Annotated in this window: 21 protein-coding genes and 1 riboswitch; of the genes, 9 read left to right on the top strand and 12 right to left on the bottom strand. The window is 73.8% G+C overall.

Annotated elements, in window-relative coordinates; genetic code table 11:
• Positions 1-73: 73 nt before the first annotated feature.
• Complete coding sequence (locus tag ACFYVL_RS03500; RefSeq protein ID WP_389241093.1) at positions 74-3,019, top strand: AAA family ATPase; 2,946 nt, start codon at positions 74-76, stop codon at positions 3,017-3,019.
• A 139-nt stretch (positions 3,020-3,158) separates the two neighbouring features.
• On the opposite strand, the gene ACFYVL_RS03495 is transcribed toward ACFYVL_RS03500, so the two are convergent.
• From ACFYVL_RS03495 to ACFYVL_RS03455, 9 genes are all read right to left on the bottom strand, one after another.
• Entirely contained in the window at positions 3,159-4,568 is a 1,410-nt protein-coding gene (locus ACFYVL_RS03495; protein ID WP_389241092.1) for an NAD(P)/FAD-dependent oxidoreductase, read from the bottom strand.
• A 633-nt stretch (positions 4,569-5,201) separates the two neighbouring features.
• Positions 5,202-6,170, bottom strand: a complete 969-nt coding sequence (locus ACFYVL_RS03490; RefSeq protein WP_389241091.1) for a hypothetical protein — start codon at positions 6,168-6,170, stop codon at positions 5,202-5,204.
• A gap of 122 nt (positions 6,171-6,292) precedes the next feature.
• Positions 6,293-7,141, bottom strand: a complete 849-nt coding sequence (locus tag ACFYVL_RS03485; protein WP_389241090.1) for an alpha/beta fold hydrolase — start codon at positions 7,139-7,141, stop codon at positions 6,293-6,295.
• On the bottom strand, positions 7,141-8,199 hold the full coding sequence (locus tag ACFYVL_RS03480) for a Rieske 2Fe-2S domain-containing protein (protein ID WP_389241089.1): 1,059 nt from the start codon (positions 8,197-8,199) through the stop codon (positions 7,141-7,143). Before ACFYVL_RS03480 ends, ACFYVL_RS03485 begins: the two co-directional genes overlap by 1 nt.
• On the bottom strand, positions 8,196-9,497 hold the full coding sequence (locus tag ACFYVL_RS03475) for a flavin monoamine oxidase family protein (RefSeq protein WP_389241088.1): 1,302 nt from the start codon (positions 9,495-9,497) through the stop codon (positions 8,196-8,198). Before ACFYVL_RS03475 ends, ACFYVL_RS03480 begins: the two co-directional genes overlap by 4 nt.
• Positions 9,490-10,779, bottom strand: coding sequence for a cytochrome P450 (locus ACFYVL_RS03470; RefSeq protein ID WP_389241087.1), 1,290 nt, complete (start codon positions 10,777-10,779; stop codon positions 9,490-9,492). The genes ACFYVL_RS03475 and ACFYVL_RS03470 overlap by 8 nt, the downstream gene beginning before the upstream one ends.
• A 29-nt stretch (positions 10,780-10,808) precedes the next feature.
• Positions 10,809-11,690: an ABC transporter permease gene (locus tag ACFYVL_RS03465; RefSeq protein ID WP_389241086.1), complete on the bottom strand. Its 882-nt coding sequence runs from the start codon at positions 11,688-11,690 to the stop codon at positions 10,809-10,811.
• Positions 11,681-12,625: an ABC transporter ATP-binding protein gene (locus ACFYVL_RS03460; protein WP_389241085.1), complete on the bottom strand. Its 945-nt coding sequence runs from the start codon at positions 12,623-12,625 to the stop codon at positions 11,681-11,683. Before ACFYVL_RS03460 ends, ACFYVL_RS03465 begins: the two co-directional genes overlap by 10 nt.
• A 46-nt stretch (positions 12,626-12,671) precedes the next feature.
• Positions 12,672-13,040, bottom strand: coding sequence for a hypothetical protein (locus ACFYVL_RS03455; RefSeq protein ID WP_389241084.1), 369 nt, complete (start codon positions 13,038-13,040; stop codon positions 12,672-12,674).
• 421 nt (positions 13,041-13,461) lie between these two features.
• On the opposite strand from ACFYVL_RS03455, the gene ACFYVL_RS03450 reads away from it, so the two are divergent.
• The 3 genes from ACFYVL_RS03450 to ACFYVL_RS03440 all read left to right on the top strand — a co-directional run bounded on the left by ACFYVL_RS03450 (position 13,462) and on the right by ACFYVL_RS03440 (position 16,004).
• On the top strand, positions 13,462-14,796 hold the full coding sequence (locus tag ACFYVL_RS03450) for a cytochrome P450 (RefSeq protein ID WP_389241083.1): 1,335 nt from the start codon (positions 13,462-13,464) through the stop codon (positions 14,794-14,796).
• Positions 14,793-15,710 carry a class I SAM-dependent methyltransferase gene (locus tag ACFYVL_RS03445; RefSeq protein WP_389241082.1) on the top strand — a complete coding sequence of 306 codons (918 nt, stop codon included), beginning with the start codon at positions 14,793-14,795 and terminating at the stop codon, positions 15,708-15,710. Before ACFYVL_RS03450 ends, ACFYVL_RS03445 begins: the two co-directional genes overlap by 4 nt.
• Positions 15,711-15,818: 108 nt before the next feature.
• Positions 15,819-16,004: a hypothetical protein gene (locus ACFYVL_RS03440; protein WP_389241081.1), complete on the top strand. Its 186-nt coding sequence runs from the start codon at positions 15,819-15,821 to the stop codon at positions 16,002-16,004.
• A gap of 234 nt (positions 16,005-16,238) precedes the next feature.
• Here the strand turns inward: ACFYVL_RS03440 and ACFYVL_RS03435 are convergent, their stop codons facing one another.
• Positions 16,239-16,745, bottom strand: coding sequence for an NUDIX domain-containing protein (locus tag ACFYVL_RS03435; protein WP_389241080.1), 507 nt, complete (start codon positions 16,743-16,745; stop codon positions 16,239-16,241).
• A gap of 329 nt (positions 16,746-17,074) precedes the next feature.
• A riboswitch (cobalamin riboswitch) is annotated at positions 17,075-17,228 on the top strand.
• On the opposite strand from ACFYVL_RS03435, the gene ACFYVL_RS03430 reads away from it, so the two are divergent.
• The 3 genes from ACFYVL_RS03430 (at position 17,225) to ACFYVL_RS03420 (ending at position 20,229) form a co-directional block, all read left to right on the top strand.
• Positions 17,225-19,141, top strand: coding sequence for a ribonucleoside triphosphate reductase (locus ACFYVL_RS03430; protein ID WP_389241308.1), 1,917 nt, complete (start codon positions 17,225-17,227; stop codon positions 19,139-19,141). It overlaps the preceding riboswitch by 4 nt.
• Positions 19,138-19,728, top strand: coding sequence for an anaerobic ribonucleoside-triphosphate reductase activating protein (locus ACFYVL_RS03425; protein WP_389241079.1), 591 nt, complete (start codon positions 19,138-19,140; stop codon positions 19,726-19,728). The genes ACFYVL_RS03430 and ACFYVL_RS03425 overlap by 4 nt, the downstream gene beginning before the upstream one ends.
• A gap of 27 nt (positions 19,729-19,755) precedes the next feature.
• Positions 19,756-20,229 carry a GNAT family N-acetyltransferase gene (locus ACFYVL_RS03420; RefSeq protein WP_389241078.1) on the top strand — a complete coding sequence of 158 codons (474 nt, stop codon included), beginning with the start codon at positions 19,756-19,758 and terminating at the stop codon, positions 20,227-20,229.
• Positions 20,230-20,306: 77 nt separating this feature from the next.
• Here the strand turns inward: ACFYVL_RS03420 and ACFYVL_RS03415 are convergent, their stop codons facing one another.
• Positions 20,307-21,548: an MFS transporter gene (locus ACFYVL_RS03415; protein ID WP_389241077.1), complete on the bottom strand. Its 1,242-nt coding sequence runs from the start codon at positions 21,546-21,548 to the stop codon at positions 20,307-20,309.
• A gap of 364 nt (positions 21,549-21,912) precedes the next feature.
• Here ACFYVL_RS03415 and ACFYVL_RS03410 point away from each other — a divergent pair, with 364 nt between their 5' ends.
• A complete protein-coding gene (locus ACFYVL_RS03410) occupies positions 21,913-23,445 on the top strand; it encodes a hypothetical protein (RefSeq protein WP_389241076.1) in 1,533 nt (510 codons plus the stop codon).
• Positions 23,446-23,987: 542 nt separating this feature from the next.
• Here ACFYVL_RS03410 and ACFYVL_RS03405 read toward each other — a convergent pair.
• Complete coding sequence (locus ACFYVL_RS03405) at positions 23,988-24,935, bottom strand: aminoglycoside phosphotransferase (RefSeq protein ID WP_389241075.1); 948 nt, start codon at positions 24,933-24,935, stop codon at positions 23,988-23,990.
• A gap of 148 nt (positions 24,936-25,083) precedes the next feature.
• Between ACFYVL_RS03405 and ACFYVL_RS03400 the strand changes: the two genes are divergently transcribed.
• Positions 25,084-25,650, top strand: a complete 567-nt coding sequence (locus ACFYVL_RS03400; protein WP_389241074.1) for a DinB family protein — start codon at positions 25,084-25,086, stop codon at positions 25,648-25,650.
• The last annotated feature ends 207 nt before the right edge of the window (positions 25,651-25,857 follow it).

Below are 25,857 nucleotides of genomic sequence, written 5' to 3'. Positions count from 1 at the left end.
CTCCGGCCCACGGTTCCCGGCCCACGGATCGCCGGTCCCGCGCTGAAATCGGCACCTTGGCGGCAACTCAAACATGGGGAGGTCCGGGGGTAAATGCTTCACCGGATACGTACGGGGGCAGGCGATACGTACGCCGACCGGCCCCTCGCGTACGTACCGGGAGCCCGCACAGAAACCAACAGAAAGCGGAATTTGGAATTCCCATTTCATTCACAACCGCTCCACCGCTGATCCACACCCCAGCATCCACCCGATAAAATCCACCGGGATCATTTCCAGCCTTGATCTGACCCCACACTGCTGCGACATTGACGCAATGCATGAACCGAACGGGGAACTGCACCACCGAGAACGTGATACTGCCCAGTTGCGTGAATCCATGGCCGAACTCGCCGCGGGCCGGCCCACCGTCGCTCTGGTCCACGGAGCCCGCGGCACCGGAAGATCGGCACTGCTGCGCGCCGTGCCGCCACTGCTGCCGCCCGACGCCCTGGTGCTGCGGGCCCGCTGCCACCCCAGCGAGCAGGGCTTCGAGTACGGCATGGTCCGCCAGCTCTTCGACCCGGTGCTCAGCGGCGCCGTGCACCGAGGTGACCAGGCCCTGCCCGAACCGGGCGGGGAGCGCGGCTCGGCGGACGGACCCGCCCAGGAGGCGCTGCGGCAACTGCTGCACACCACCCGCTCGCTGGCCGCCGACCGGCCGCTCGCCCTCCTGGTCGACGACCTCGTCCACGCCGACGCGCCCTCGCTGCGCTGGTTCGCCTACATCGCCCGCCGGCTCGACGACCTCCCGGTCCTGGTGGTGGCCACACTGCCCACCGCCGCACCCCGGGTCGTCGAGGAGCTGGGCTCGCTGCCCTACCTGCGCAGGCTGTGGCCCGAACCGCTGTGCGCGACCTGCACCGCCGACGTGGTCGACCAGGCCTTCGACGCCCCGGTGGACCGCGACCTGGCGGCGCTCTGCCACGCCGTGTCGTACGGAAATCCGCTGGTGCTCCAGGACTTGGTGTCCCGGCTGCGCAGGGCGCACGTACAGCCCGGGGCGCCCGATCCCGAACAGGTGCTGGCCATCGCCGCGCAGGCCCTGTCGGCGACCACGCTGAGCTGGCTCGACGAGGACGACCCGGCGGCCGGCGAACTGCTCACCCAGCTGGTGGTGCTCGGCCCCGGCACCGACGTCCCGCTGTGCGGCGCGCTGTCCGACCGGGGCGAGGCGCATGTGCAGCAGGCCCGCGACTCCCTGGTACGGGCGGGGCTGCTGCGGGCGGACCGGGGCGTCGCCGAGTTCGTGCACCCCGCCGTACGGCCGGCCGTGCTCGCGCGCGTACCGGCCCGTACTCGGCTGGAACTGCACGCTCGCGCGGCCACCGTGCTGTGCCGGACCGGTGCGCCCGCCCGGCAGACCGCCGAGCATCTGCTCAAGGCGGGCAGCGACTGGGGTATCGACGTCCTGCGCAGCGCGGGCGGCCAGGCCGCGGCGGCCGGGGACCACCGGTCCGCGGCCCGCTACCTCCGGCGGGCGCTGGCCCTGCTGGACACGTCGGACGGCGGTGCTTCCGCCGAGGAAGCGCCGGCCGGGGCGGTGCCCGGGGAGGGCGGCGCGGACGGGGTCCGCGGGAACGCGGAGTTCGTGAACGGGGAGCTCGTGCACGGCGAGCTGGTGGACGCGGGTGTCGTGGACGGCGGGTCGTTCGGCGGGCTGTTCGGCGAGGAGCGGACGGACGGCGCGGCCGATCTTGCCGAAACGTTCCACGAGTTGACGGCCTGGCTGGCGGCGGTCGAACTGCACTGCGACCTCGACGGTGCGGCCCGCCAGGTCGCCGCCGCCGCCGACACCGCACCGGACCCCGCCCGGCGGGCCGCGGCCCTGGTCGCGCTGGCCTCGCCGTCGCTCGTCGCCTCGGTGGAGGGCGCCCGGCCCTTCCTGCGGGCCTGCGGCGAGTTCGCCTCGCAGCCCGCCCCCTCGCCCGACCACCTGCTGCGGCTGACCGCGCAGGCGCTGCTCGCGGGGCACCGCCCCCGGCTCGGGCAGGCGGCCCGGGTGGCGGCCCGCCGCCCGGACGACGCGGCGGCCCGCACCTTCGCCGGGGCGCTCGCCGCGACGGCCGCGGCCACCGGCCGGCTCGGCACCGCACGCCGCCTCGCGGCCCGTGCCGAGACGACCGCCCGGCCGGACGCGGGCCGCCGGGCGGCCACCTCCACGGGCGGGCTGGTCGGCGCCGCCCTCGCCCTGGCCTGGACCGGCGAGATCGACCGCGCGAGCGCCCTGGCGCACCGCGTCGTGGACACCGCCCGCGCCTCGGACGACTTCGCGCTGACCCCGCTCGCGCTGCTCGTCAGGTCCGAGACGGCCTACCGGCAGGACGAGTACGGGGCCGCGCTGGCCGACGCGCGGGCGGCGGCGGGCCACGCCCGCGAGCTGCACTCCGCCGCGCTGACCTCGGCCGCCCTCGCCTGCACGGCACGGGCGCTGGTCGGGCTCGACCGGGCGGAGGAGGCCGCGGCCGCGCTGGCGCGGGAACCCCTGGCGGCCGGCACCCACCCGTTCGTCCGGGCCCTGCACCTCCAGGCACAGGGCATGGTGGCCGCGGCCCGCGGCGACCACACCGCCGCCGTCGGTCTCTTCCTCGACTGCGGGCACCGGCTCGCGCTGCGCGGCATCACCAACCCGGAGGTACTGCTGTGGCGCGCGCACGCCGCCCAGTCGTACGCCGCGCTCGGCGAGCACGCCGCGGCGGTGACCATCATGAGCGGCACCGGCGGCGGGCCCGGCGCGGACGCGTCCCCGCCGTCCCCGCGGCAGGCGCCCGGTCCGGTGCGCGGGCGGGCCCTGCTCACCCCGGCCGAGCTGCGGGTGGTGGACCTGGTGGTGCGCGGGCACTCCAGCCTGGAGGTGGCCGAGAGCCTGTTCCTGAGCAAGCGCACGGTCGACACCCATCTGGGCCGGATCTACCGCAAGCTCAAGATCCGCAGCAGGCACGAGCTGATCGCGGCGCTGGGCACGGAGGTGACGGCGTGACGGGTGCGCCGGCCGGTACGGGTGCGCCGCCCCTCGGGGCCTCCCCCGTCACCTTGTCCGGGGGCTGACCGTCGCAGACCGGCCGGAGGGCGGACCCTTGCGGGGTCCGCCCTCCGGCGTGTGCGCCCGCGAAGGGGGATCAGGCGGGCGCGTTCTCGGCCGGCTGCTGGGTGCGGCGTACACCGAGCCGGGGTTCGGTCACCAGGTACAGGCCCGTGGTGGTGTCGTACTGGTCGCCCTCCATCGCCCGCTGGGCGACCTGCGCGGCGAGGACCTGGCCGCTGATCGGGCGGCTGCCGCCGGCCCTGCTCGCGTCGTCCATGTCGGCGGCCCCGGAGGTGATCGCCGCGAAGGCCTCGCTGTCGGGGGCCGAGCGGAACGGGGTCTCGGTGTCGTGCCTGCGGACCAGCTCCGGGTAGCGCCCGCGCGCGAGGCGCTGGGCGAGCCAGAAGTAGGTGGCCTTGCCCCGGTACTGCTCGTAGAAACCGGCGACCATCGAGAACATCCGGCCGTACGCGTTGCGGTACAGCGACTCGAAAAACGCGCGCGCCTCGTCCTCGGACACGTCCCCGTCGTGCACCCCGAGGATCGAGGCGGCGGCCAGCATCCCGCTGTACATGGCGAGGTGGACGCCGGTGGACAGCAGCGGGTCGAGGAAGCAGGCGGAGTCGCCGGTCAGGAAGTAGCCCGGCCCGCAGAAGCTGTCGGCGGCGTAGCTGAAGTCCTGTTCGACGCGCACGCCGGGCCGGAAGACGCCGGGTGCCACCAGTTCCCGTACGGTCTCCGATTCCCGCACCGTTTCCAGGAAGAGCTGTTCCATGTCGGGGTACTTCTGCTTGCGGCGCAGGAAATGGTCCTGGTGGGTGACGAATCCGACGCTGAATTCGTCGTCCTTCAGCGGAATCACCCAGTACCAGCCCTCGGGCGCGGAAATCACGTTGATGCCGCCGCGCGGTGTACGGGGCAGGAGCGAGCCGCCCCGGTAATAGCCCCACACCGCGACGTTGCGGAACACGTCGTGCGGGACCCGGTCGTGGAAGTGCCGGACCGAGAGCAGCCCGGCCCGGCCCGAGGCGTCGACGACGTAGTCGGCGCGCTCGGTGAGGGTGGTGCCCTGCCGGTCCCACTCGACGCCGACCGCACGCCCGTCCTCGAAGAGCACCTTGCGCACCTGGGCTCCCTCGACCACCTCCGCACCCTGCGACGCGGCGTGCTTGAGCAAGACGTCGTCGAAGTCGGCCCGGTCCACCTGCCACGAGGTCTGCGCACCGGTGCCGAAGATCTCCGGCCAGTCGACCACCCAGTCCTGCTCGGCGCCCCAGCGCAGCAGCAGCCCCTCCTTCACCTGGTACCCGCGCTCGGAGACCTTTTCCAGGGCCCCGGCGAGTTCGATGATGGAGCGGCAGGACGTCGCCACGGATTCGCCGATGTGATAGCGCGGGAAATGCGCACGCTCCAGCACCTTGACGCGTGCGCCCTGCCGGGCCAGCAATGCCGCGGCGATCGAACCCGCCGGTCCGCCGCCGATCACCACTACCTTCGGTCCCATGGCATTCCCTTTTCTTCCGGGTATCTCTTCCGGTTGGTCTCGTCCGGGAAAACAGTTCCACGGAAAGGGAAGTCGGGAGAACAGCGGGCGATACGCAGACCGCGGATTACGTACCGGAGGACTGCGGCGCGGTGTTGCGTACGCCGAAGACCGCGCCCCAGGGGTCGCCGAACAGCCCCGGCGCCAGGACCCGTGCGCCGGCCGCACGCGCGCGTGTCTCGAAACCGGCGCCGTCGGCGACGCCGTAGAAGGGCACCCAGCGGGTGGCCCCGTGCGGCTCGGCGGTGACCGGAGTCCCGAACACGTCCTGGTAGAAGCGCTCCTGGGGTTGGGGCTCGGCGCTGTGCAGCACGGCGCCGACGAGGGCGCCCGGCTCGTCGACCAGCACCACCCCCTCGTCGTGGTGCCCCTCCCAGAGGCCGAAGGCGGCGCCCTGGGGGTCGGTGCCCAGGCTGAGCCGCCCGTCGCCGCCCGCGGGCACGCCGCGGACGGTGAAGCGGGCGCCGTGCTCCTCGGCGCGGCGCTGGGTGTGCGCGAGGTCCTTCGCCGCCAGGTACACCGTCCAGGCGGACCCGTAACCGGGGCCCAGCGGGCTCGGGCCGAGGCCGCCGACGATCTCGCCGCCGCGCAGGATCAGGTGGTAGCCGCGGCGGCCCTCGGCGCGGAACTCCCAGTCGAGGAGCGGGCCGTAGAACTCCTTGGCTCCCGTCGGATCGACACCGACGTGATCGACCCAGCAGGCCGTTCCCTCGTCGTAGGAGAGTCTGCGGGGCATGGCGGGTATCCCTTCACCAGCGGCGGGCACAGGCGTGCGTCGAGCAGGTCGGCGGCCTCCTCGACACCGCCGGCCGGGGGCAGCAGCAGCCGCATCCGGGGGTTGCCGTCGAGGAGTCCGGCGGCGTCGGCGGGCCACACCGAGGGGGCCCGCCCCCAGTCCTCCAGGCTCGCCCGGTGGCCGCCCGCCGTGCACAGCCGGACGATCCTGGCCGGTTCGAGCCGGGCGTCGACCGGCACGGTCTCCAGCAGGCTCTCGGGCCGCACCTGAAGGTAGGAGCCGGTCAGCGGAGAGGTGGCGGTGCGCAGGTCGCCGTCGCGCAGGCCGGAGGCGTGGGCCGCCTCCAGGGCGGCGCCGCGCAGCTCCAGCGGCACCTGGTAGGGCAGTGTCTCGCCGGTGAACCGGTCGACGATCAGGCGCTGTCCGGACACCATGCGCCAGCCCCGGACGCCCAGCGCGAGGGCGAGCACGCTGCGCGGCGATTCCACGCCCCCGACGAGCGCCACGACCACGTCCCCCTTGGCCAGTACGGCGGCCTGGAGCACCCCGAACCGGTCGCCGAGCACCGCGAACGGCGGCAGCAGGGGCGGTATCCCGCCGAGTCCGTGGTAGGCGTGCCTGCGCAGCAGCCGGCCGTCGCCGTCGTGGACCCGTACTTCCGAGCCCATGCCGTCGACGGCGGCGAAACGGACGGTCAGTTCGGCCTGGTTGAGCAACCCCAGCTCGTCACGGAGATGCGGTCCGAAGAGGAAGCTCAGATCGGCCAGGTCCACCGCTCCCATCACATTGAGCAGTACCCCGAAGAAGTCCAGCATGAATATCGGCATCGTCCCCCAACTCCCCCGAATGGACCGGCCCTCACCCTAACGGCACACTTGTGCGGATAACCCCGAACGTTCTTCACCGATAGGGTTCTTGAGGGTCGGTCAATAAAGTCTTTGTGTGTTCTTTACGTCGACTGCCTTACTCCGTCCGTGAGTTGGGCCGCCAGCTGCCCGGCCACCTCCTCGGGCCGCTCCAGGAACGGCAGGTGTCCGCTGTCCGGCACGACGCCGGTGCGGCAGCGCGGGACCGTGTCCGCGAGCAGGGCGGCGTTGGCGTGGAAGACCGGCATGTCGGCACTGCCGGTCAGGGCGAGCGTGTCGGCCCCGATCCGGGCCAGGTCGCCGGGCGTGTGCACATGGGCGCTGAGCGCGGCCATCGCCCCGTTGTCCAGCTCCGCCCAGGAGTGCCGGGCGACGACGGAGCGGATGCGGGCCCGGAGCGCCGGGTGTTGTTCGGTGCCGCGGAAGATGTCGGGCGGCGCGGACATCCACAGGTCGGCCAGCCCGTCGGCCGCCGCCGCGCCGCGCATCCGGCGCAGCATCAGCATCTCGATGTAGCGCTTGCGGGCGGCCGGGTCGGGCGGACCTCCGGCCGGGGTCGGCGCGCCGATCACCAGACGCTCCGTCAGATCCGGTGCGTCGATGGCCATCTGGAGGGCGACGGTGGAGCCGAAGGAGAGGCCGACCAGCCGCGCGGCGCCCTCGGCGCGTGCGACGGACCGGATCCGGGCGGCCAGCGCGGGCAGGGTGGTACCCGGCTCCAGGGGTGCGGAGCCGCCGTGCCCCGGGAGGTCCACCCCGACGTGGCGCAGTCCCGGCAGCAGTTCCCAGAGCGGGCGCCAGAGGGTGGAGTCCATGGTGTAGCCGTGCACCCACAGCACGGTCGGGCCGCTGCCGCTGCTGCGGACGCGCAGCCCGTCGTGCATCCGGGCCAGTTCGCCGGGCAGGGGGAGCGCGTACCGGTCGCCGCCCATCACGCCTCCGCGCCTGTGGGAGAGTCCGGGTCCTGGGACACCCGGGGCGGGTCCTGGGACACCCGGGCCGAGTCCTGGGGCCCCCGGGCCGGGTCCTGGCACGCGGGGCCCACGGGGGCGGCCGTCGGGGCCGGGCTGCCGAGGTCCGCGAAGCCCGTGCAGAACTCCCGGTAGGCGACCACCGCCGCGTCGGACGCGTCAGGACCCAGCGGCCCGAACTCCGAGCCGGGGGCGAGGTGCTCCCACACCGCGATGTCCTCGGCGAGCGCCCGCCTGCTGCCGGTGATCAGCATGGGCAGCTCGCGCTCGCGCCCCTCCCGGACGCCGATGGCCACCCGGGCGACGCATCCGCCGTCCGCGCCGGGCACGGCGGCGGTGACGATGACGTGCACCTCGTCCGGCGGCCCGAACTCGGTGACCACCACTCCGGGGCTGAAGGCCCGCGCGTAGAACCTGGGCACGTAGGGCCCGGCCCCCGGCCCGGCCGCGCCGGGGCCGCGCCACGGCGAGGCGGGCATCGGGAACACCCCGTCCATCACCAGTTCGCCCTCGGCGCCCGCCCGGTGGCGCATCTCGCGCACCTGGTGGACCTTGTGCAGGGCGGTGAAGTGGTCGGTGTCGAAGGCGTTCTCGACGATCAGCGCGGCGGGGGCGGCGACCGGCCGGTGCACGGCGGCCACCAGCGAATGGCTGCCCGCCAGTTCCTTCAGTACGGTACGCATCCCCCGGTCGTCCTCGGGCCCGTCGGTGAGCCGTACGAACAGGGCCTGGCCGCAGACCACCGCCTCGTGCTCGCGCACCCAGGGTCGCCGCCCCTCCCGCTCGGGGCGGCCGAGCAGCACCCGCCGCCCGTGGAAGGGGCAGACCAGGCAGTCGCCGTCCAGGCGTCCGCCGTGGCCGAGGTGGGCGCCCCGGTGCGGGCAGTCGGCGTCGAACACCCGGACCCCGCTGCCGCTGCGCACCGCCGTCAGCCGTCGGGTGCCGATGTCCAACGGGCTCACCCGGTCGGTGAGTTCGGAGGTGAAGGCCGCCAGGTACCAGCCCGAGTGCACGTTCACAGCCACTGCTTCCTTGCCTCCATCACGTCGTCGGCGGCTCGCCGTCCATCGGCGATCGCCCCTTGCATCCAGGGCAGTGCCCGGCCCACCACGGCTGCCTCCCCGGTGAAGAACAGCCGGCCGTCGTCCGTCGGCCGCGCCCAGCACCGGGCCGCGTCGGCCGCGCCGGGCCCGGGTGCGCAGAACGCGCCGCCGGAGAACGGGTCCTCGCCCCAGTCGGCACTGTCCACCGCGGTCACCTCTGCGGTACGGGTCCACGGCAGCCCCACCGCGAGCAGTGCGGCCAGCTGTCCGCCCGCGACGGCGGTGCGCACGTAACGGGCGGCGCCGTCCTTGGCGACCACCAGCACCTCGGGCCGCCCCCGCACACAGGACAGGAAGCCGCCCACGCCGTCGGCGTCGAACACCGAGGCGCCGACGGGCGCGGGCGCCGACAGGGTGGCGACGGCCACGAAGCCGTCGCCGGGGCGCAGGGTGCGGGCCGCCGCCCGCCGGTCCGCGTCCAGCCCGCCGATCTCCAGGACACCCCGGTCCACCACGACCGGCGGTACGGCGACGACGACCTGCCGGGCGACGAACGTGCCGCCGCCCGTGGTCAGCCGCAGCCCGTCCGGGCCCTCGTCCGGGTCGACGCGGTGGACGGGGGTGCCGGTGCGCACCGCGAGGCCGTCGGCGAGCGCGGCGGGTATCCGGTCGAGTCCGCCGGGCACGGTGAACTCGCCCCGCCCGCCGTCGTCCCCCCGCATCGCCCCGGCGACGGCCGCCGCGTCGAGCCGTGCCGGGTCGGCGGCCCAGGTCTGGCGCAGCCACTCCCCCGCCGTCGCCCGTTCGGCGTCGCCCGCACCGCTGCGGGCCAGCCGGTCGGCGACCGTGACAGGGCCGGACGCCACACCGTCGTGGGCCCGGTCCCCGGTCCCGTCCGTACGGCCCGTGCCCTGGCCCGCCCGGTCCTCGCCCCCGTGGTGTGCGAGTGACGCCTCCAGCAGCCAGGGGGCGTGCGGGCTCGCGGCCAGCGTCGCCATGGGGCGGGCGATCCGGCCCCTGATGACGGACGCGGACTGCGGGCGCGGGGCGGCGGGCAGTTGGCCGAGGAGGGTGTGCGCGGGGTTGCGGTCGCCGTGCACGATCTGCGCGCCGAGTTCGACGGCGGGACCGCCGTCGGCGGGCCGGTGGGTGCGCACGCGCCCGCCGATCCGCTCGCGGGCCTCCAGGACGAGTACGTCGACACCGGCCCGCGCCAGGTCCGCCGCACAGGCGAGCCCGGCGACACCCGCGCCGATCACGATCACCTCAGGCACGAGCGGCCTCCACGGGCGCGGCGGCTACGGCGGACTCGGGGGACGCGGCGGATTCGGGGGACGCGGCGGATTCGGCCGGCGGGGCGGTCCCGGTGGCCGCCGTGCCCGTACCGTGCAGCGCCACCCCCAGTGAGGTCAGCCGCCGGGGGATCAGCGTCGCCGCCCAGCGCGGCGGCGGTCCGGACAGGGCCGCCGCCGGGAACCGCCGCACCAGACGGGTCAGCAGCAGTGCGCCCGACTGCCGCACCAGGCGGGCGGCGAGGCAGAAGTGCGGGCCGCCGCCGAAGGCGAGGTGCGGGTTGGGGCTGCGGTCCAGGACCAGCCGGTCGGGGTCGGTGAAGACGGCGGGGTCGCGGTTGGCGGCGGCGAGCACGGCCAGCACCCGGGAACCGGCGGGTATCCGCCCGCCGGGCAGCTCGGCGTCGCGGACGGTGACGCGCGCGGTGAACGGAATGGGGGCTTCGAGCCTGAGCAGTTCGTCCATGGCGGTCTCCGCCGCCGCGGGGTCCGCCGTGCGCAGTGCCTCGCGCGCCCCGGGGCGGGGCAGCAGCCAGTACAGGGCGTTGCCGAGGGACTCCGCGAGCGGCTGCCAGCCGCCGACGACGGCGAGCCCGAGCACGCCGAGCATCTCCCCGCGGGTCAGCCGTCCGTCGGCGGCGAAGTCCCGCAGCGGGCCGGGCAGCGCCTGGTCCGTGTGGGCGTCCAGGTACCGGGTCAGCTCGCCCATCGCGGCCCGGCCGAGGCGGGCCAGCGGAGGCGGGGCGAGCGGGTCGAGGTTGACCGCCACCGCGCGCGCGAGCTGCTCGAAGGGCGCCCGCTGCTCGTCGCGCAGCCCGAACAGCCGGGCGAGCACCGCGGTGGCGAGGGGAGCCCCGAGCTGCTCGACCGCGTCGGTGAGATCGCCCCGCTCGCCCGCCCGTACCAGCAGGTCGTCCGCGTCGCGGGCGACACCGTCGGCGATCGACGCCATGGCGGCGGGCCCCAGCAGCCGGGCGCCGGGGGCACGCAGCCGGGCGTGGTCGGCGCCGTCGGAGGTGAGCATGGAGACCGGCAGGTCGTCCTCCCTGGCCCGCTCGCGCTGTCCGGCGGCGGCCGAGAACGCCGGGTCTTTGAGCAGCGCGGCACAGTCGGCGTACCCGGTGACCAGCCACATGCCGGTCATCGCGTCCCGGTGCACCGGGTCGTGCGCCCGCAGCCAGCCGTACGCCGGGTAGGGGTCGACGCGTCCGGCCGGGGAGAAGGGGTGGGCGATGCCGGCGGGCAGGTGGGCAGCGGTGGTCACGGAGGTCCACCATCCTTTCCATGGGCCGTTCAGCGCACGCGCGGTCCGCGCCAGCCGAAGGTGAGTGCGGTCGCGACGAGACCGCCGGCCGCCCACAGGGCGAGGACCAGGGCGATGCGCCCCAGCTCCCAGGACCCGGCGGGTTCCACGGCGGTGAAGGAGTCGGGCAGGAACACCGAACGGAAGCCCTGCGCCATCCACTTCACGGGGAAGAGGGCGGCGGTGTTCTGCATCCACAGCGGCAGCTGGTGGAAGGGGAAGAACACCCCGGAGATGAACTGGAGCACCATGAACACCGGCGTCACGATCGCGGACGCCGACCGGCTGTTGGGGATCACCGCGCTGTAGGCGACCCCGGCCAGCGCGCAGGCGGCGGTGCCCAGGGTGACGCACCAGGCGAGCGTGAGCCAGCGGCCCGGGGTCGCGGGCAGCGGCAGGCCGAAGGCGGCGACCGCGATGCCGATGAGCAGCACGGTCTCCAGCACGGTGGTCACCACCACCCGCGCCAGCTTGCCGAGGAAGTACGCGGCCTTGGGCATGGGGGTGAGTGCCAGGCGCCGCACGGTGCCGTTGTCCCGTTCGATGGCGACGCTGATGGCGAGGCCGGAGAACGCGGTGCTCATCACGCCCGCCGCGACCACCCCGGCCATGAACACCTGGCGGAAGTCGGTGTCGGTGCCCTCGACCTTCCCGGAGAAGATCGAACCGAACACGACCAGCAGGATCACCGGGAAGAACAGGGTGAAGACGAGGGACTGCTTGTTGCGGAAGAACGCCTTGAGTTCGACCGAGGAGCGGGCCGCGCTCGCCCGCAGCAGCCCCGGCACCGGGCCGGGGCCCGCGAGGGGCGGTGCGGCCGTCGCGGGAGCCCGGGGGCTCTCGCGCAGCTGGGCGGCTCTGGTCAGGGACATGTGGCTGCCTCCCGCGCGATGAGGTCGAGGTAGATCTCTTCGAGGGTGGGCCGGTGCACCCTCAGTTCGGCGAGTTCGGCCACGCCCGCCTCCCGCGCCCACGGCAGCAGCGTTTCGAGCACGCCCATGGGCAGGGGGGTGCGCAGGGTGACGACGTCGCCCCGCTGCTCCACCCCGGTGCCGGCGGGCAGCCCGTCGGGCAGTGCCCGGTCCGCGAGCCGGTGGCAGCGGCGGAAGGTGACACGGGCCGGGGTGGTGTCCCGTCCGCCGAGTTCCGCGGGCGTGCCGCACTCGACGAGCCGGCCACCGACGACGACGCCCGCCCGCTGGGCGAGTTCCTCGGCCTCGTCGAGGTAGTGGGTGGTCAGGACGGTGGTGCGGCCCCGGTCCGCGAACCAGCGGACCAGGTCCCAGGCCTCGCGCCGGGCCACCGGGTCGAGCCCGGTGGTGGGCTCGTCCAGGAAGATCAGTTCGGGGTCGCCGACGACGCCGACGGCCACGTCGAGCCGGCGCTGCTGGCCGCCGGAAAGCGACAGGGCGGGTGCGGCTTGGTGGCGGCCGAGGCCGACCATGTCCAGCACTTGCCCCACCGGCAGCGGTGCGGGGTACATCGCCGCGAAATGCGCGACGACCTCCCGGACGTTCAGATCGACATAGGCGCCCGTCGACTGGGGAACCACGCCGATCCTCGCGCGCCATTCCCGCGGGTCCTCGGCCGGATCACGGCCGAGGACCCGCACTTCTCCGCCGGTGCGCCGTCTTACGCCCGTCAGTATGTCGACGGTCGTGGTCTTGCCCGCGCCGTTCGGCCCGAGCAGTGCGAATACCTCACCCCGATGAATGTCGAGACTGATATCGCGGACCGCGAAGGTGTCGCCGTAGCGCTTGACGAGACCGCGGACGGAAACCGGATGCGCCTTCTGCGCAGTGGGCATGGATCACTCCAGCGAAGTGGGAATGTGGCGCGCTCACACCTGTTGATCAGGTGCAGCAGCAGCAGGGGCAGCAGCAGTAGTTGCAGCCCGCGGCGACGTCCGAGAGGTCGCCCTCGCTCAGCTCGGCGGCGTCGACGGTCGGCGTCTCGGGGATGTGGAACTCGTAGCGTCCGGTGGCCAGACCGAGCTCCCACAGGGACACCTGGACGTCCAGGTTGCCCTCCTGGTGACCCTCGGGGGCCTGTGTGACGATGACGATCTCGCTGCCCTCGGGGATCTCCAGGCCGGCCTCGGCCAGCGCGGCCTTCGGGTCGGACTGGAGCCGGGCGGCGAACGCCTCGTCGGACCAGGAGCTGATGAGCACACGGGTGTACGCGTTGACGAATTCTGCCCGCTGCTGGGGGTCCAGAGACATGCGAACTCTCCCTTGTCTGGCGTTTCTTGTTCTGGTGATTCGGTCGTTGTGCCGGCGACGGACAAACATTCACATGAATTCGACGGCCCGGCCAAGACGCAAAGAAACGTAATCCGAAACCCCCGGGGCCTGACGTATTGTGCGTCGCCCCTGACCGTTCCGAATAAGCATTGAGCAGAACACCGACCGGCGTTACGGTTAATCAACCACCTTTGTTCTTCGGCCGGTTGACGCCCGCCGGGAAACGCATACTCTCACGTCACCCGCCTTCCGAGCGCGTGCCCGGAGGGCGGTAGCGGCAATTCCGCGACGATTACGGAATTACTTACGCCGCATACGCAATGCGGATTCGGGATTGCGTACGGGGCCCTGCGTACCGGCCCCCGCGCACCCGGCCGCCCCGCTCTTCACGGAGGTTCACGTGACACCCACCACCGCACCGGCGGCCACCGTGCCGCCGGGGCCCGCAGAACCCGTGGACATGGCGGCCATGCGCGCCGACCCACTGGCCTTCGTGACCCGCATGAACCGCGAGTACGGCGACCTCACCAGCCACGTCGGCGACGGCGAGCGCGTCTACATGCTGCACCGCCCCGACCTGGCCAGGCACGTGCTCAAGGACAACGTCGCCAACTACACCAAGGCGAACACCCCGGACGACGCGATGCTGCGCCCACTGCTCGGCAACGGGCTGCTCACCAGCGACGGCGCCGAGTGGGCCCGGCAGCGCAGGCTCTGCGCACCGGCGTTCCGCCGCACCGCCGTCACCACCTTCGACGGCATCATCACCGAGGAGACCCGGGCCCTCCTGGAGCGCTGGCGGTCGGCCGCGGAACCCGGCTCCGCCCTCCCGGTGGAGCACCACCTCACCTCCCTGACCCTGGCGATCCTCACCCGGGCGGTGCTCGGCGTGGACCTGGGCGCGGCGGGCGAGGGCTTCGGCCGGGCGGTGGACGCGGCGAACCTCTTCATGGGGCACTACGTACCCGACCCGGACCCCGACCCCCAGGACACCGCGCTGCGCCGCCGGGGATACGTACAGGCGCGGTCCTTCCTCCAGCTCGTCGCCCGCACCGTGATCGCCTCCCGCCGGGCCGCCGGAGGGGACGCCGCGGGCCGGGGCACGCTGATGGACACGATGATCGGCGAACTCGACGACATCGACCTGCGCGACCAGGTCCTCACCCTGATCATGGCCGGTCACGAAACCACCGCCAAGGCCCTGACCTGGACGCTCTACCTCCTCGACCGGCATCCCGCCGAGGCGGCCCTGCTCCGCGTGGAACTCGACGGAGTACTGGCGGGCCGCACCCCGACCGCCGCCGACCTCCCCGCCCTGCCGCACTGCCGCCGCGCCATCGAGGAGGCGATGCGGCTCTACCCGCCGGTGTGGCTGATCTCCCGGCGGGCCGCCCGCGCCGACGTCCTCGACGGTTACGACGTCCCGGCCGGGGCCCTGGTCTGCGTGAGCCAGTGGGTCCTGCACCGCCACCCGGACTTCTGGGAGCGCCCCGACGACTACGTCCCGGCCCGCTTCACCGCCCCCGATCTGCCCAGCCACCTCTACCTCCCGTTCGGCGGCGGCGAACGCACCTGCATCGGCCGCCACTTCGCCCTGGTCGAGGCCACGCTGGTGCTGGCCACCCTCCTCCAGTCGGCCGACCTCGCCCTCGAACCCGGCTTCCCGGTGGAACCCGAGGCCCTGGTGACCCTGCGCCCCAAACACGGAATGCGAATGACGGTGACCCCGCGATGACCACGCTCCCGCCCGCCCCGGCCCCTTCCTCCGCGCCTGCCCCGGCCCCGCCGGGCGGCTCCTACGACCCCGCGGCGACCACCTCCGGCGGCCTGACCGGCGAACTGGCCCGGCTGGAGGCGCAGGCGGACCTGTCGTTTCCCGAGGAGTTGCGCATCCTGCACGAGCTGGGGCTCGACCCCGCCCGAGGCCCCCTGGTGGAGGTCGGCGCCGGCTCGGGCGCGGTCACCCGCCGGCTGCGGGCCGCCCACCCCGAGCTGTCCGTCACCGCCGTGGACATCGACGGCGGCCTGCTGTCGCACGCGGCGGGCTGCGGGGCCGAACTCCTGGTCGCGGACGCCGCCGCGCTCCCCCTCCCGGACGCCTGCGCCGGGTACGTACTGCTGCGCTACGTACTCCAGCACCTGGCCGACCCGCGCCCGGCGCTGGCCGAGGCGCTGCGTGTACTACGGCCCGGCGGCCTGCTGGTCGTCACCGAGGTGGACGCCTCGTGCTGGGGCCTCGCCGATCCGGCGTTCCCCGAACTGGCCTCGGTGCACGCCAAGTTGGCGAAGGCGCAGGAGGCGGCGGGCGGGGACCGCGCCATCGGCCGCCGGCTCACCCGGCTGCTGCGCGGGGCGGGCTGCGCGGACGTCGTCCTGCGGCCGTTCGCCACCACCAACGACGACCGCCCCACCGCGGACTTCGCCCCGCACCTGGGCCCCGGGCGGCTCCAGCCCCTGGTGGCCTCCGGCGCCCTCTCGCTGGGCGAGTTCGCCCTGGCGGCGGACCGCTGGAACCGCTTCCGCACCGACCCCGACGCCTACGTGATGCTGCTGGGCCTCACCGCCGCGGGCACGGCACCGGCCTGCGCACCCACGACTGCGCCCGCACCGGCGCACTCACCGGCGACCCCGCCCGCACCGCCCCGCTGAACGCGAGCGGACCGGCCCCGCAATCCGTAAACCCGCAAGCCCCCGAGCCCCCCAGCCCCCGAGCCGCAAGCCCTCAAACCCGCAACCGATCCGATGGGAACAGTCGCCATGCACCCCAACGTCAAGATCTTCATCACCATCTTCTGCTACATCAGCGGCGTGATGGGCGTGGTCACCGCCGTGCTCAACGCCAGCCAGCAGCCCACCCAGACCACGGCGGCCGTCGTCGCGGGAGTGATCGGCGCCGTCTTCCTGCTCGCCGGAATCGCCCTCAGCCGCCGCCCTCGCCTCTGACGGCGCTGCCCCGTCCCGAACCCGAACGGCACCCCGGGGGAAAAGAGGTCCGCACACCGGTTACTCTGATCCGGTCGAACGCGGATCGAGGCCGGACGCGGAAACGCGACCGTCCCGCCGCCCTGGGAAGAGTGCCTCTCCGGTTCGACCAGAGCCCGGCATCAGCCCACCACCACCCTGATGCCGGGCTCGCCCCTTTCCACGAGCCGGATGCGGCGGGTGCGGCGGGCGGCCTCAGTGGTGCCAGGGCAGTCGCACCGGCTCGGCCGGTATCCGGCCCGCGACCAGATCGCGCGCCAGGCCGGACAGGCCGAGAGGGTGGATCCGCTCGGTGCTGGCGGCCAGTTCGTCGAGCGTCCACCAGCGGTGCCCGGCGTGGTATCGCAGTTCCTCGGCCCCCTGGCCGCTGACATCCACCTGGTGGCCCGTCACCCTGAGGTGGAAGAAGTTGTCCTGGAACATCCCCTCCGCCCAGCCGAGGTCGGCGTACCCGGCGGTCAGGGCGACCTTCGGCCCGACCGCCTCCGGGGTCACCGCGAGGCCGATCTCCTCGCGCAGTTCCCGGGCCGCCGCCTCGGCCTCGCTCTCGCCGTCCTCCAGCCCTCCCCCGGGCGCGCACCAGCCGTGGCCGCCGGCGGGCACGTCCGGGTCGACACGGAACTTCAGCAGCAGCAGACGGTCGGCGGCGTCGAAGAGCAGAACGCGGGCGGCACGGCGGGAGTACTTCTCCATCTCGGACATCCGGGCAGCCTAACGAGACGGCACGCGACGGCCACCGGGTTTACGGGACGGCCGGATCCCCGGGCACCGGGGCGGGGCGACGGCGGGACGGCGGCCGGCCCGCCCCGCCCCGGTACACCGGTACGGGGCTCGGAGTCGGGCCGCCCGGTCATGGCCGCGCTCGACCTGCTCGGGCGCCGCTGGACGCGTGGAGCCGGCGCTGGGCGCAGGAGACCGACCGCACCTGACCGGGCACGGCCTGCCCCCCCCTCGCCCGGGACGAAGGTCCTCACCTTCCGGGCCCAACGAACCCCCACATGTCGTACCGGGCGTGTCGGACCAGCACAAGATGTAGTGTCCTAAAGGTCGGTTCGGCGTCGGCGCACCCCTCGTGTGCGCGGCCGAGGAAACAGGGAATCCGGTGCGAATCCGGAGCTGCCCCGCAACGGTGTGGGCCCGCGGACGGGCCCGAGTCCGATACCTGCCGGCCCCGGCCGCGCATCCCGCGCGACCGCAGGCACACACCCCGGACGCCTCGTGGGAGGGCCGACGTGACGCAGATCGACGCCGTGGACTCGGTGACCGAGTACCTGGACCGCAGCGACTGGCGGGTCAACGCCAACGCGAACCAGGGCTACTCGCTCGGCGGACTCATCCTGAACACCGCGGGCAAGGTGGTCGCCAACTACTGGCTGGACCAGGTGTATCCCGAGGCCGTCGGCCGTGCCCACCGCGAGGGCGACCTGCACATCCACGACCTGGACATGCTGTCCGGCTACTGCGCGGGCTGGTCGCTGCGCACCCTGCTGACCGAGGGGTTCAACGGGGTCGCGGGGCAGATCGACTCCGCGCCGCCGCGGCACTTCTCCTCCGCCGTGGGACAGATCGTCAACTTCCTGGGCACCCTGCAGAACGAATGGGCCGGCGCCCAGGCGTTCAGCTCCTTCGACACGTACATGGCGCCGTTCGTGCGCCAGGACTCCATGTCGTACGCGCAGGTGCACCAGTGCGTGCAGGAGCTGGTGCACAACCTCAACGTGCCCTCGCGCTGGGGCACCCAGACGCCGTTCACCAACCTCACCTTCGACTGGACCTGCCCCGCCGACCTGCGCGACCAGGTGCCGGTGATCGGCGGCGTCGAGCTGGACTTCCGGTACGGGGAGCTCCAGGCCGAGATGGATCTGATCAACCGGGCGTACATCGAGGTGATGACGGCCGGTGACGCGGCGGGCCGGGTCTTCACCTTCCCGATCCCCACGTACAACATCACCCGGGACTTCCCCTGGGAGAGCGAGAACGCCACGCGGCTGTTCGCGATGACCGCGAAGTACGGACTGCCGTACTTCCAGAACTTCCTCAACTCCGGTCTTGAGCCCGGCATGGTCCGCTCGATGTGCTGCCGGCTCCAGCTCGACCTCACCGAACTGCTGAAGCGGGGGAACGGCCTGTTCGGCAGTGCCGAGCAGACCGGCTCGCTCGGCGTGGTCACCGTCAACTGCGCCCGGCTGGGACATCTGCATCCGGGCGACGAGGCGGGCCTGTTCGCGGCGCTCGACCGGCTCCTCGAACTCGCCGTGCAGAGCCTGGAGATCAAGCGGGTGACGGTCCAGGACCTGATCGACCAGGGCCTCTTCCCGTACACCAGGCGCTATCTGGGCACCCTGCGCAACCACTTCTCGACCATCGGCGTGAACGGCGTCAACGAGATGATCCGCAACTTCACCCGCGACGCGCACGACATCACGGCCGCCGAGGGGCACGCGCTCGCGGTCCGGCTGCTGGACCACGTACGGGCGCGGATGGTCGAGTTCCAGGAGCGCACCGGCCACCTCTACAACCTGGAGGCCACCCCCGCCGAGGGCACCACGTACCGGTTCGCCAAGGAGGACCGGCGCCGCTTCCCCGGCATCCTCCAGGCGGGCCCGTACGGCAACCCGTACTACACCAACTCCTCGCAGCTGCCGGTGGGCTGGACCGACGATCCCTTCGAGGCCCTGGAGCGGCAGGACGAGCTCCAGACCAAGTACACCGGCGGCACCGTCCTGCACCTGTACCTGTCCGAACGCGTCTCCACCGCCGAGGCCTGCCGGAACCTGGTGCGGCGCTCCCTGGAACGGTTCTCGCTGCCCTATCTGACGGTGACCCCGACCTTCTCCATCTGCCCGGCGCACGGCTATCTGGCCGGTGAGCACACCAGCTGCCCGACCTGCCGGCGCGGCTGCGAGGTGTGGACGCGGGTGATGGGCTACCACCGGCCGGTCGCCTCGTTCAACATCGGCAAGCGGGGCGAGCACGCCGAACGCAGGCACTTCCGGGAACCGGCCACGACGCCACCGGTCCGCACGCCGTCCCCGGAGCCGGTACGCACACAGGTCCCGGCCCCGGCATCGGCCCCGGCACCGGCCCCCGCGCCGTGATCCGGATCGGCGGCTGGTCCCGGCTGTCCACCTGCGACTGGCCGGGCCGCCTGGTCACCACCGTGTTCTGCCAGGGGTGCCCCTGGCGCTGCGGCTACTGCCACAACCCGGACCTGCTCGACCCGCGTACGGCCCCGGCCGTCCGCTGGCCGGACGTGGCGGCGCACCTCGCCCGCCGCCGGGGCCTGCTCGACGGCATCGTGTTCTCCGGCGGCGAGCCCCTGCTCCAGCCGGGCCTGGCCGACGCGGCACGGGCCGCCCGCGCGCTCGGGCACCGCGTCGGCCTGCACACCGGCGGCGCCCTCCCCCGCAGGTTCGGGGCGCTGCTGGAGGCGGGGCTCCTGGACTGGGTCGGCTTCGACGTCAAGGCCCACCCCGATACGTACGAGAAGGTCACGGGCGTACGCAACAGCGCGGCCCCCGCGGTACGCAGTCTGCGGCTGTTGCGCGACTCGGGCGTCGCGCACCAGCTCCGCACCACCGTGGACCCGTCCGTCCTGACCGCCGCCGACGTCACCGCCCTGCGCGGCTGGCTGGCGGAGCGGGGGGCGGAGGGCCACGTGTGGCAGGAGGCGCGCACCGGCTGACGCCGCGGGGTCTGTCAGACTCCTCGGATGATCGTCAGACTCGCTCAGGAACAGGACTTCCCCGGCTTCCTCGACCTCGCCGCCCAGGTCGAGCACTGGTTCGGCGCGATGGTCGGGGAACCCGGTTTCCACGACGCCGTGCGGGAGCACATACGCGGCTCGGCCGCGCTCGTCGCCGTGCCGTCCGATCCCTCGGAACCGGCCCTGCTCGGCGGGCTGCTGTTCGGTGCCGAGCCGCCCGTCCACCACGTCCACTGGCTCGTGGTCTCGGAGAAGGCGCGCGGGACGGGGGCCGGGCGGGCGCTGATGGCGGAGGCCGTGAGCAGGTTCGTCCAGGGGCCGGGCACCCTGGAGGTGGTGACGTTCGGGGCCGATCACCCGGGTGCCGTGGAGAGCGGTGCGCGCGTCTTCTACGAGCGCCTGGGCTTCGCCCCGGCCGAGGCCACCGACCCCGGCCCGGAGGGCGGTTCGCGCCAGGTCTACCGCCGCACCGTCGGCTGAACCCGGAGCGGGAGACCCCCCGAGGGGGGCGGGGGCCGGCCCATGACCCGAGGAGGGGAATGGGCCGGCCCGTGGTCTCAGGCCCGCTTCAGCCCCCGGATCGCCGGTACGGAGACGAGCGCGGCCACCACCAGGAGCGTCAGCACACCGCCCGCCAGCAGCACCGTACGGGCGCCGAACAGTCCGGCGGCCGGGCCCGCGAGGGCCTGGCCCACCGGGAGCATCGCGACCGATCCCGCCACCTCGTACGCGTGCAGCCGGCTCAGTACCGGGCCCGGCACCCGGGTCTGGATGCTGGTGGCCCACATGACGCTCCAGAAGCCCATGCCCGCCCCGGTCAGGACGGCGGCCACCAGCAGTGCGCTCACCGGGAGTTGGGCGCCGACGGCGGCGGGGAAGGTGGCCGTGCCGAGCAGGGAGAGCGCGCCCGCACGCAGCGGGTGGTCGGGGCGCAGCCGCATCGCGGGCACGGCACCGAGGGCGGTACCGAGGCCGAGGGCGGAGCTGATCAGGCCGTAGGTCTGGGCGCCGTGCCCGCCGATCAGCTCCACGGAGGTGAGCGGGACGAGCGGCCCCCAGGCGGTGATCATGAAGAACATCCAGATCACGATGGTCGCCCACAGCCAGGTCCGGGAGCGGAACTCCCGCCAGCCCTCGGCCAGGTCGGACCAGTAGGTGGTGGGGGGCTTCGGCCCGGGTGCCGCCTCTCCGCTCCCCGGGCTCTCGGGCAGCCGCAGCAGCGCCAGGCACAGGGTGCTGATCGCGTACGTCGCCGCGTGCGCGGCGAACACCGCCGCCGGGTCGGCCACCGCGACCAGCAGACCCGCGACGGCCGGTCCGGCGAGCATGGCCAGGGACTCACCGATGCGAATCGTGCCGTTGGCGGCCTGCACGTCGTCGGCGACCCGGGGGATCGTGCTGGCCACGCCGGGCTGGAAGAGGCCGGTGGCTATGCCGTTGACCGCGCCGATCAGGCAGATCTGCCAGAGCACCACGTGCCCGGTGAGGAAGAGCAGCGCGGCAACGGCCTGCGTGACGATCCGTACCGCGTCCGAACCCACCATCAGGCGCAGGGTGTTGAACCGGTCCGAGAACACCCCGCCGAAGATGATGAAGACGGCTGTGGTCGCGATGGTCGACGCCATCGCGAGCCCGACCTCGCTCGCCCCCATCCCGTACTGGAGAAGCCCCGCCGAGAGGGCCACGGGCAGCATCGTCTCGCCCAGCTTGGAGGCGGCCCTGGCGGCGAAGAAGAGCCCGAAGGCACGCGAGCGGAGGGGGCGGGCCGGCACCAGGGGCGGCACGAGGAGGGCCGGCACGACGGCGGACCCGCCCGGAACCGGGTCGAGGGGCGGAACGGCAGCCGGGTCGAGAGCCGGGGAAGAGGTCCGAGAAGAAGCCCGGGAGGAAGTCCGGGAGGAAGCCCGAGGGGAGGTCCGGGAAGAGGCCGGGTCGGACGCCGGGGAGGAAGCCTGTGAGGAAGCCTGTGCGGACGCGGACCGCTGGGCCGCGGCTTGCTCTTCGTTGGAGGTCACAGCCCTCGATCCTCTCCCCGGCACCCACGCACCCGCCACTCCATTACCAGCGGCACACATCTGCACATAGGGTAATTCCCCGGTCAAGTCGGTCTGCTGACGGGGGCTCGTTCCCGGGGCCGCCGAACTGCCGGGCAGGATGCCCTCTGTGAACGACGTGCTGTGCGGTCTCGCCGCCAACCCGGCCCTGCCGTCCTCCTTCGTCGACCGGCTTTTCGCGGTCGCGGACGACGCCCTCGTCGATGACCTCGCCCCGGAGCTGGCCGACCGCGCGGACCTCACCCACGCGCAGGCGCTCGCGCTGGCCGCGCGCGTGCCGCACAGTGCCGTACGGCTCGCGTACAACGGGCGGCTGACCGCGCCCGACATCGATCCGGTCACCCAGCGGGACGCCGCCCTCGCGCTGCTCGACCGGGGTGCGGGCGATCCCCGGTGGGCACGCCTGTTCGCGGCGGACGCGTCCGCCGACTGCCGGGAGCGGCTGGCGGAATGCCCCGGGCTGCCCGCCGACGTGGTGGCGGTGCTCGCCGCCGATCCGGAGGTACAGGTCGTCGCGGAGCTGGCGCGGGTCGCCGGGCCGGACTTGGTGGTGGGGCTCGCGTCGCATCCGCACGCCGAGGTCCGCCTCGCAGTCGCCGCCAACGAGTCGACGCCGGCCGCCGTGCTGGCCGCGCTCCTCACCGGCGAGGGCCTGCCGCCCGCGCGGTGGTGCCTGGTGTGCGTCCGGGAGGAGGTCCCCTTCGCGCACGACCGCAACTGTCCGCGCACCGACTGCGACCTGCGGCCGGACGCCGCCTGCGACGGCTCGCACGAGTCCACCGTGCACGGCCTGCGGCAGGCGGCGCTGCTGAACCCGGCCACTCCGGGCGCCACCGCCGCGGCCTTCGCCGACCATCCCTGCTCGCTGCTGCGCCGGGCCCTGGCGAGCCGTACGGACCTGCCGACGGCCGCGTACGCACGGCTGGCCACCGACCCCGTACCCGGTGTTCGGGCCGATCTCGCCCGGAATCCCGCGATCGACGAGCCGCTGATCCGGCTGCTGGCCGACGACCGGGACCACGACGTGCGGCGCCAATTGGCGCAGCATCCCCGGGTGCCCCTCGACGTACTGGTCCGGCTGGCGGCCGTCACCCGGCTCGGGGACGCTCCGCTGCCCCGGATCACCGCCGCATCCCCGGCCGAGATGGCACGGCTGGCCCGGTCGGCGGACCCGGTTGCGCGGATGCTGGCGGCCCGGCGGAACGATCTGCCGGCCGCGCTGCGCGACGCGCTGGCCGGGGACGCCGACGCCCGCGTGGCCAAGACGGTCGCTCCCCAACCCGGCCTGACGGAGGCCCTGTTGCGGTCGATGGTCGACCGCCACGGCTCCCAGGTGCTGGCCGGGGCAGCGGCGAACCCGGACGCGCCGCCGGCGCTGCTCGCGGAGTGGGCACGGCAGGAGCCGCCGGTACGGGCGCTGCGCGAGCTGGCCGGGCACCCCCGTGCGACGGCTCCGGTACTGCTCGCCTGCCTGACGGACAAGCGCGCCCGGCGCACGGCAGCCGCCCGCCCGGAACTGCCCCCGTCGGCCCTCGTCACCCTCCTCTCCGACCCCGACCCGCAGACCGCACGGACGGCAGCGGCCAATCCGTCGCTGCCGCGGGAGGTGATGGCCGAACTCCTGGCTGAACTGCTGCCGTGAGGCGGGGGCTGCGCAGGTCCTCGTGCCGGGCGTGGTCCGTCACGCCCCGGTTGGGGTCGTGGTGCCACCCCGGGCGGGAGGGCGGTCCGTCACCCGGGCGAGGGGCACGGTGCGTCGCCCGGAGCGTGGTGCCCTTTTCGGCCCGGGAGCGTGGTCCGTCACCCGGGCCAGGGAACGCGGTGCCTCTTCCGAGCCAGGAGCGTGGTCCGCCACCCGGGCCGGGAGCGCGGTGCCGCTACCGAGCCAGGGGCGCGGTACCGCTACCGAGCCAGGAGCGCGGTCCGCCACCCGGGCCTGGAGCGCAGCGCCGCCGCCGGACAGGGAACGTGGTCCGCCACCCGGACCAGGACCGCGGTACCGCTACCTGGCCGGGAGCGCGGTCCGCCACCCGGCCCGGGAGCACGGCGCCGCCGCCGAGCCGGGAACGTGGCGCCCCCGGCCGGAGTTGCCGTACGGTCCCCCGGCGGCAGGCGGAGTCGGCCGGGGCAGGCGCCGTCCGGCAGGTGTGGCCCGCTGCCCGGCCGCCGCGCCATGACGCCCTGTCACCGCACCCGGTCACCCGGACCGCGCCGGGCCATCCGCACCACTGCGTCCGCCGCCACCTCGTACCGCTCCCGCTCCCGCTCCCATTCGCCCGGCGCGAGGCCGCCCGCAGCCGCCAACTCGCTCTGGGCGACGAGCCGGAAGATCAGGGCGCGGATGAGCAGCTGCGGCCAGTCGGGGTGTGCGCCGCCGTCCGTCAGCAGTCCGGCCGGGCGGTCGAACCACAGCAGACCGTCCACGACCACGACCGCCTCGGCGAACAGCGGAGGGCGCCAGTACGGCGAGAAGTCGATCACGGTGGGCGGCTCGTACGAGGCCGCCCCGCACGAACTGGCCCCCTGCGTGCCGCCACCGCCACCACCACCACCGAAGAGGACGTTTCCGGTGAGGTCGCCGTGGATGAGCTGTGCCGCCTCCTCGTTCACCGGGCGCCACGCCTCCCGCAGGGCCGCCAGCGGTGCGGCGAGGTCAGCGGCGGCCTCGATGTCCCGCTCGCCCCAGGCGACCCGGTCGGCCACCGCCCACGGGTGGGTGCGCCGGTCGAGGAACGCGGGCCGGGGAACGCCCTTCAGCGCGGCGTGGAACGCGCGTCCGGCGGCCAGCACTCCGTCCCAGTGCCCCTGCGGGCCCGGCTCCCCCGGCAGGAACTCGCTCGCGGTCCAGCCGTCCACGACGCACCGGCCGTCGGCGGCGCGGAGCGGCCGGGGGACCCGGAAGCCGCCGTTCGGCACCAGTTCCTCCCACACGGCGGTACCCCACTCGGCCTCCTCCTCGGCTCCCTCGGCGGGTTTGAACACGTACCCGCCGACGAGGACGCTCCGCCCCTGTCCGCCGGACAGCGGAACGGGACTGTTCCCCGGCCCGTCCGACGGCACCCGGAAGGCGTCGAGCACGGCACGGGAAGGGATCGGCACGGTGTTCGGCGGAGTACTCGGCGGCTCGGTCACCAGAGCATCCTGGCGACGCCTCCCGTGCGCCTCAACCCGATATAGCGTCGGCGGAGTTCCGCGTGCGGTGATCGCCGGGCCGGCACTCGCCGTACCGCTCCGTACAAATGCGTTGGCAGGGTCGCGCCACGGGGGCGACGATGGGCCCATGAGCGATCTACCAGAGCGATGGACCCGGTCGACCGTCTACCAGGACATGTGGGTCGACCCGGACGACGACCCCCGCGAGAGCGACGACGACGGACCGGAGGGCGAACTCGCGACGCTGCTGGACTTCCTGAACGGCTACCGCATGACCCTGCGGATGAAGTGCGACGGCCTGGACGCGGAGCAGCTGGCCCGGCGGTCGGTGCCGCCGTCGACGATGTCGCTGCTCGGTCTCGTCCGGCACCTGGCCGAGGTGGAACTGGACTGGCGCAACTGGATCACCCACGGCGAGCCGCAGCCGAAGCTGTACGGCAAGAAGGACGCGGACTTCCTCGAAGCGGTCGCGGACCAGGCCATGGTGGACGCCGCGTTCGCCGACCTGGAACGCGAACAGGCCGCCACCGACGCGGTACTCGCCGAACACCTGGACGGGGACCTGGGCAAGGTCATCGGCCGCCAGGAGATCGCGGTACGGGAGCTGATGGTGCACCGGATCGACGAGTACGCCCGCCACAGCGGCCACGCGGACCTGCTGCGGGAGTGCGTCGACGGGCGAGTGGGCCAGTAGGACGCGGGTGGCCCGCCGGACCGGGCGGGCCACCGGACGAAGGCGGGCGGCAGGCACGGACGGACGGCCCTCAGAAGACGGGTCCGCCGCCGGGCACGGGCGGGCCGGGCCCAAAAACGGGTCTGCCGCAACGCACGGCCACCCCGCAAGACCCAAGGCTGCCGCAAGGCACCGGCCGCCCGCAGAGTGACGCATCGGCGCCGCCGG

Origin of the sequence: Streptomyces sp. NPDC004111 (assembly GCF_042874215.1) — a bacterium.
GTDB lineage: Bacteria > Actinomycetota > Actinomycetes > Streptomycetales > Streptomycetaceae > Streptomyces.
The sequence above is the reverse complement of the archived record's forward strand: the minus strand, read 5'-3'. Positions and strand labels throughout refer to the sequence as shown.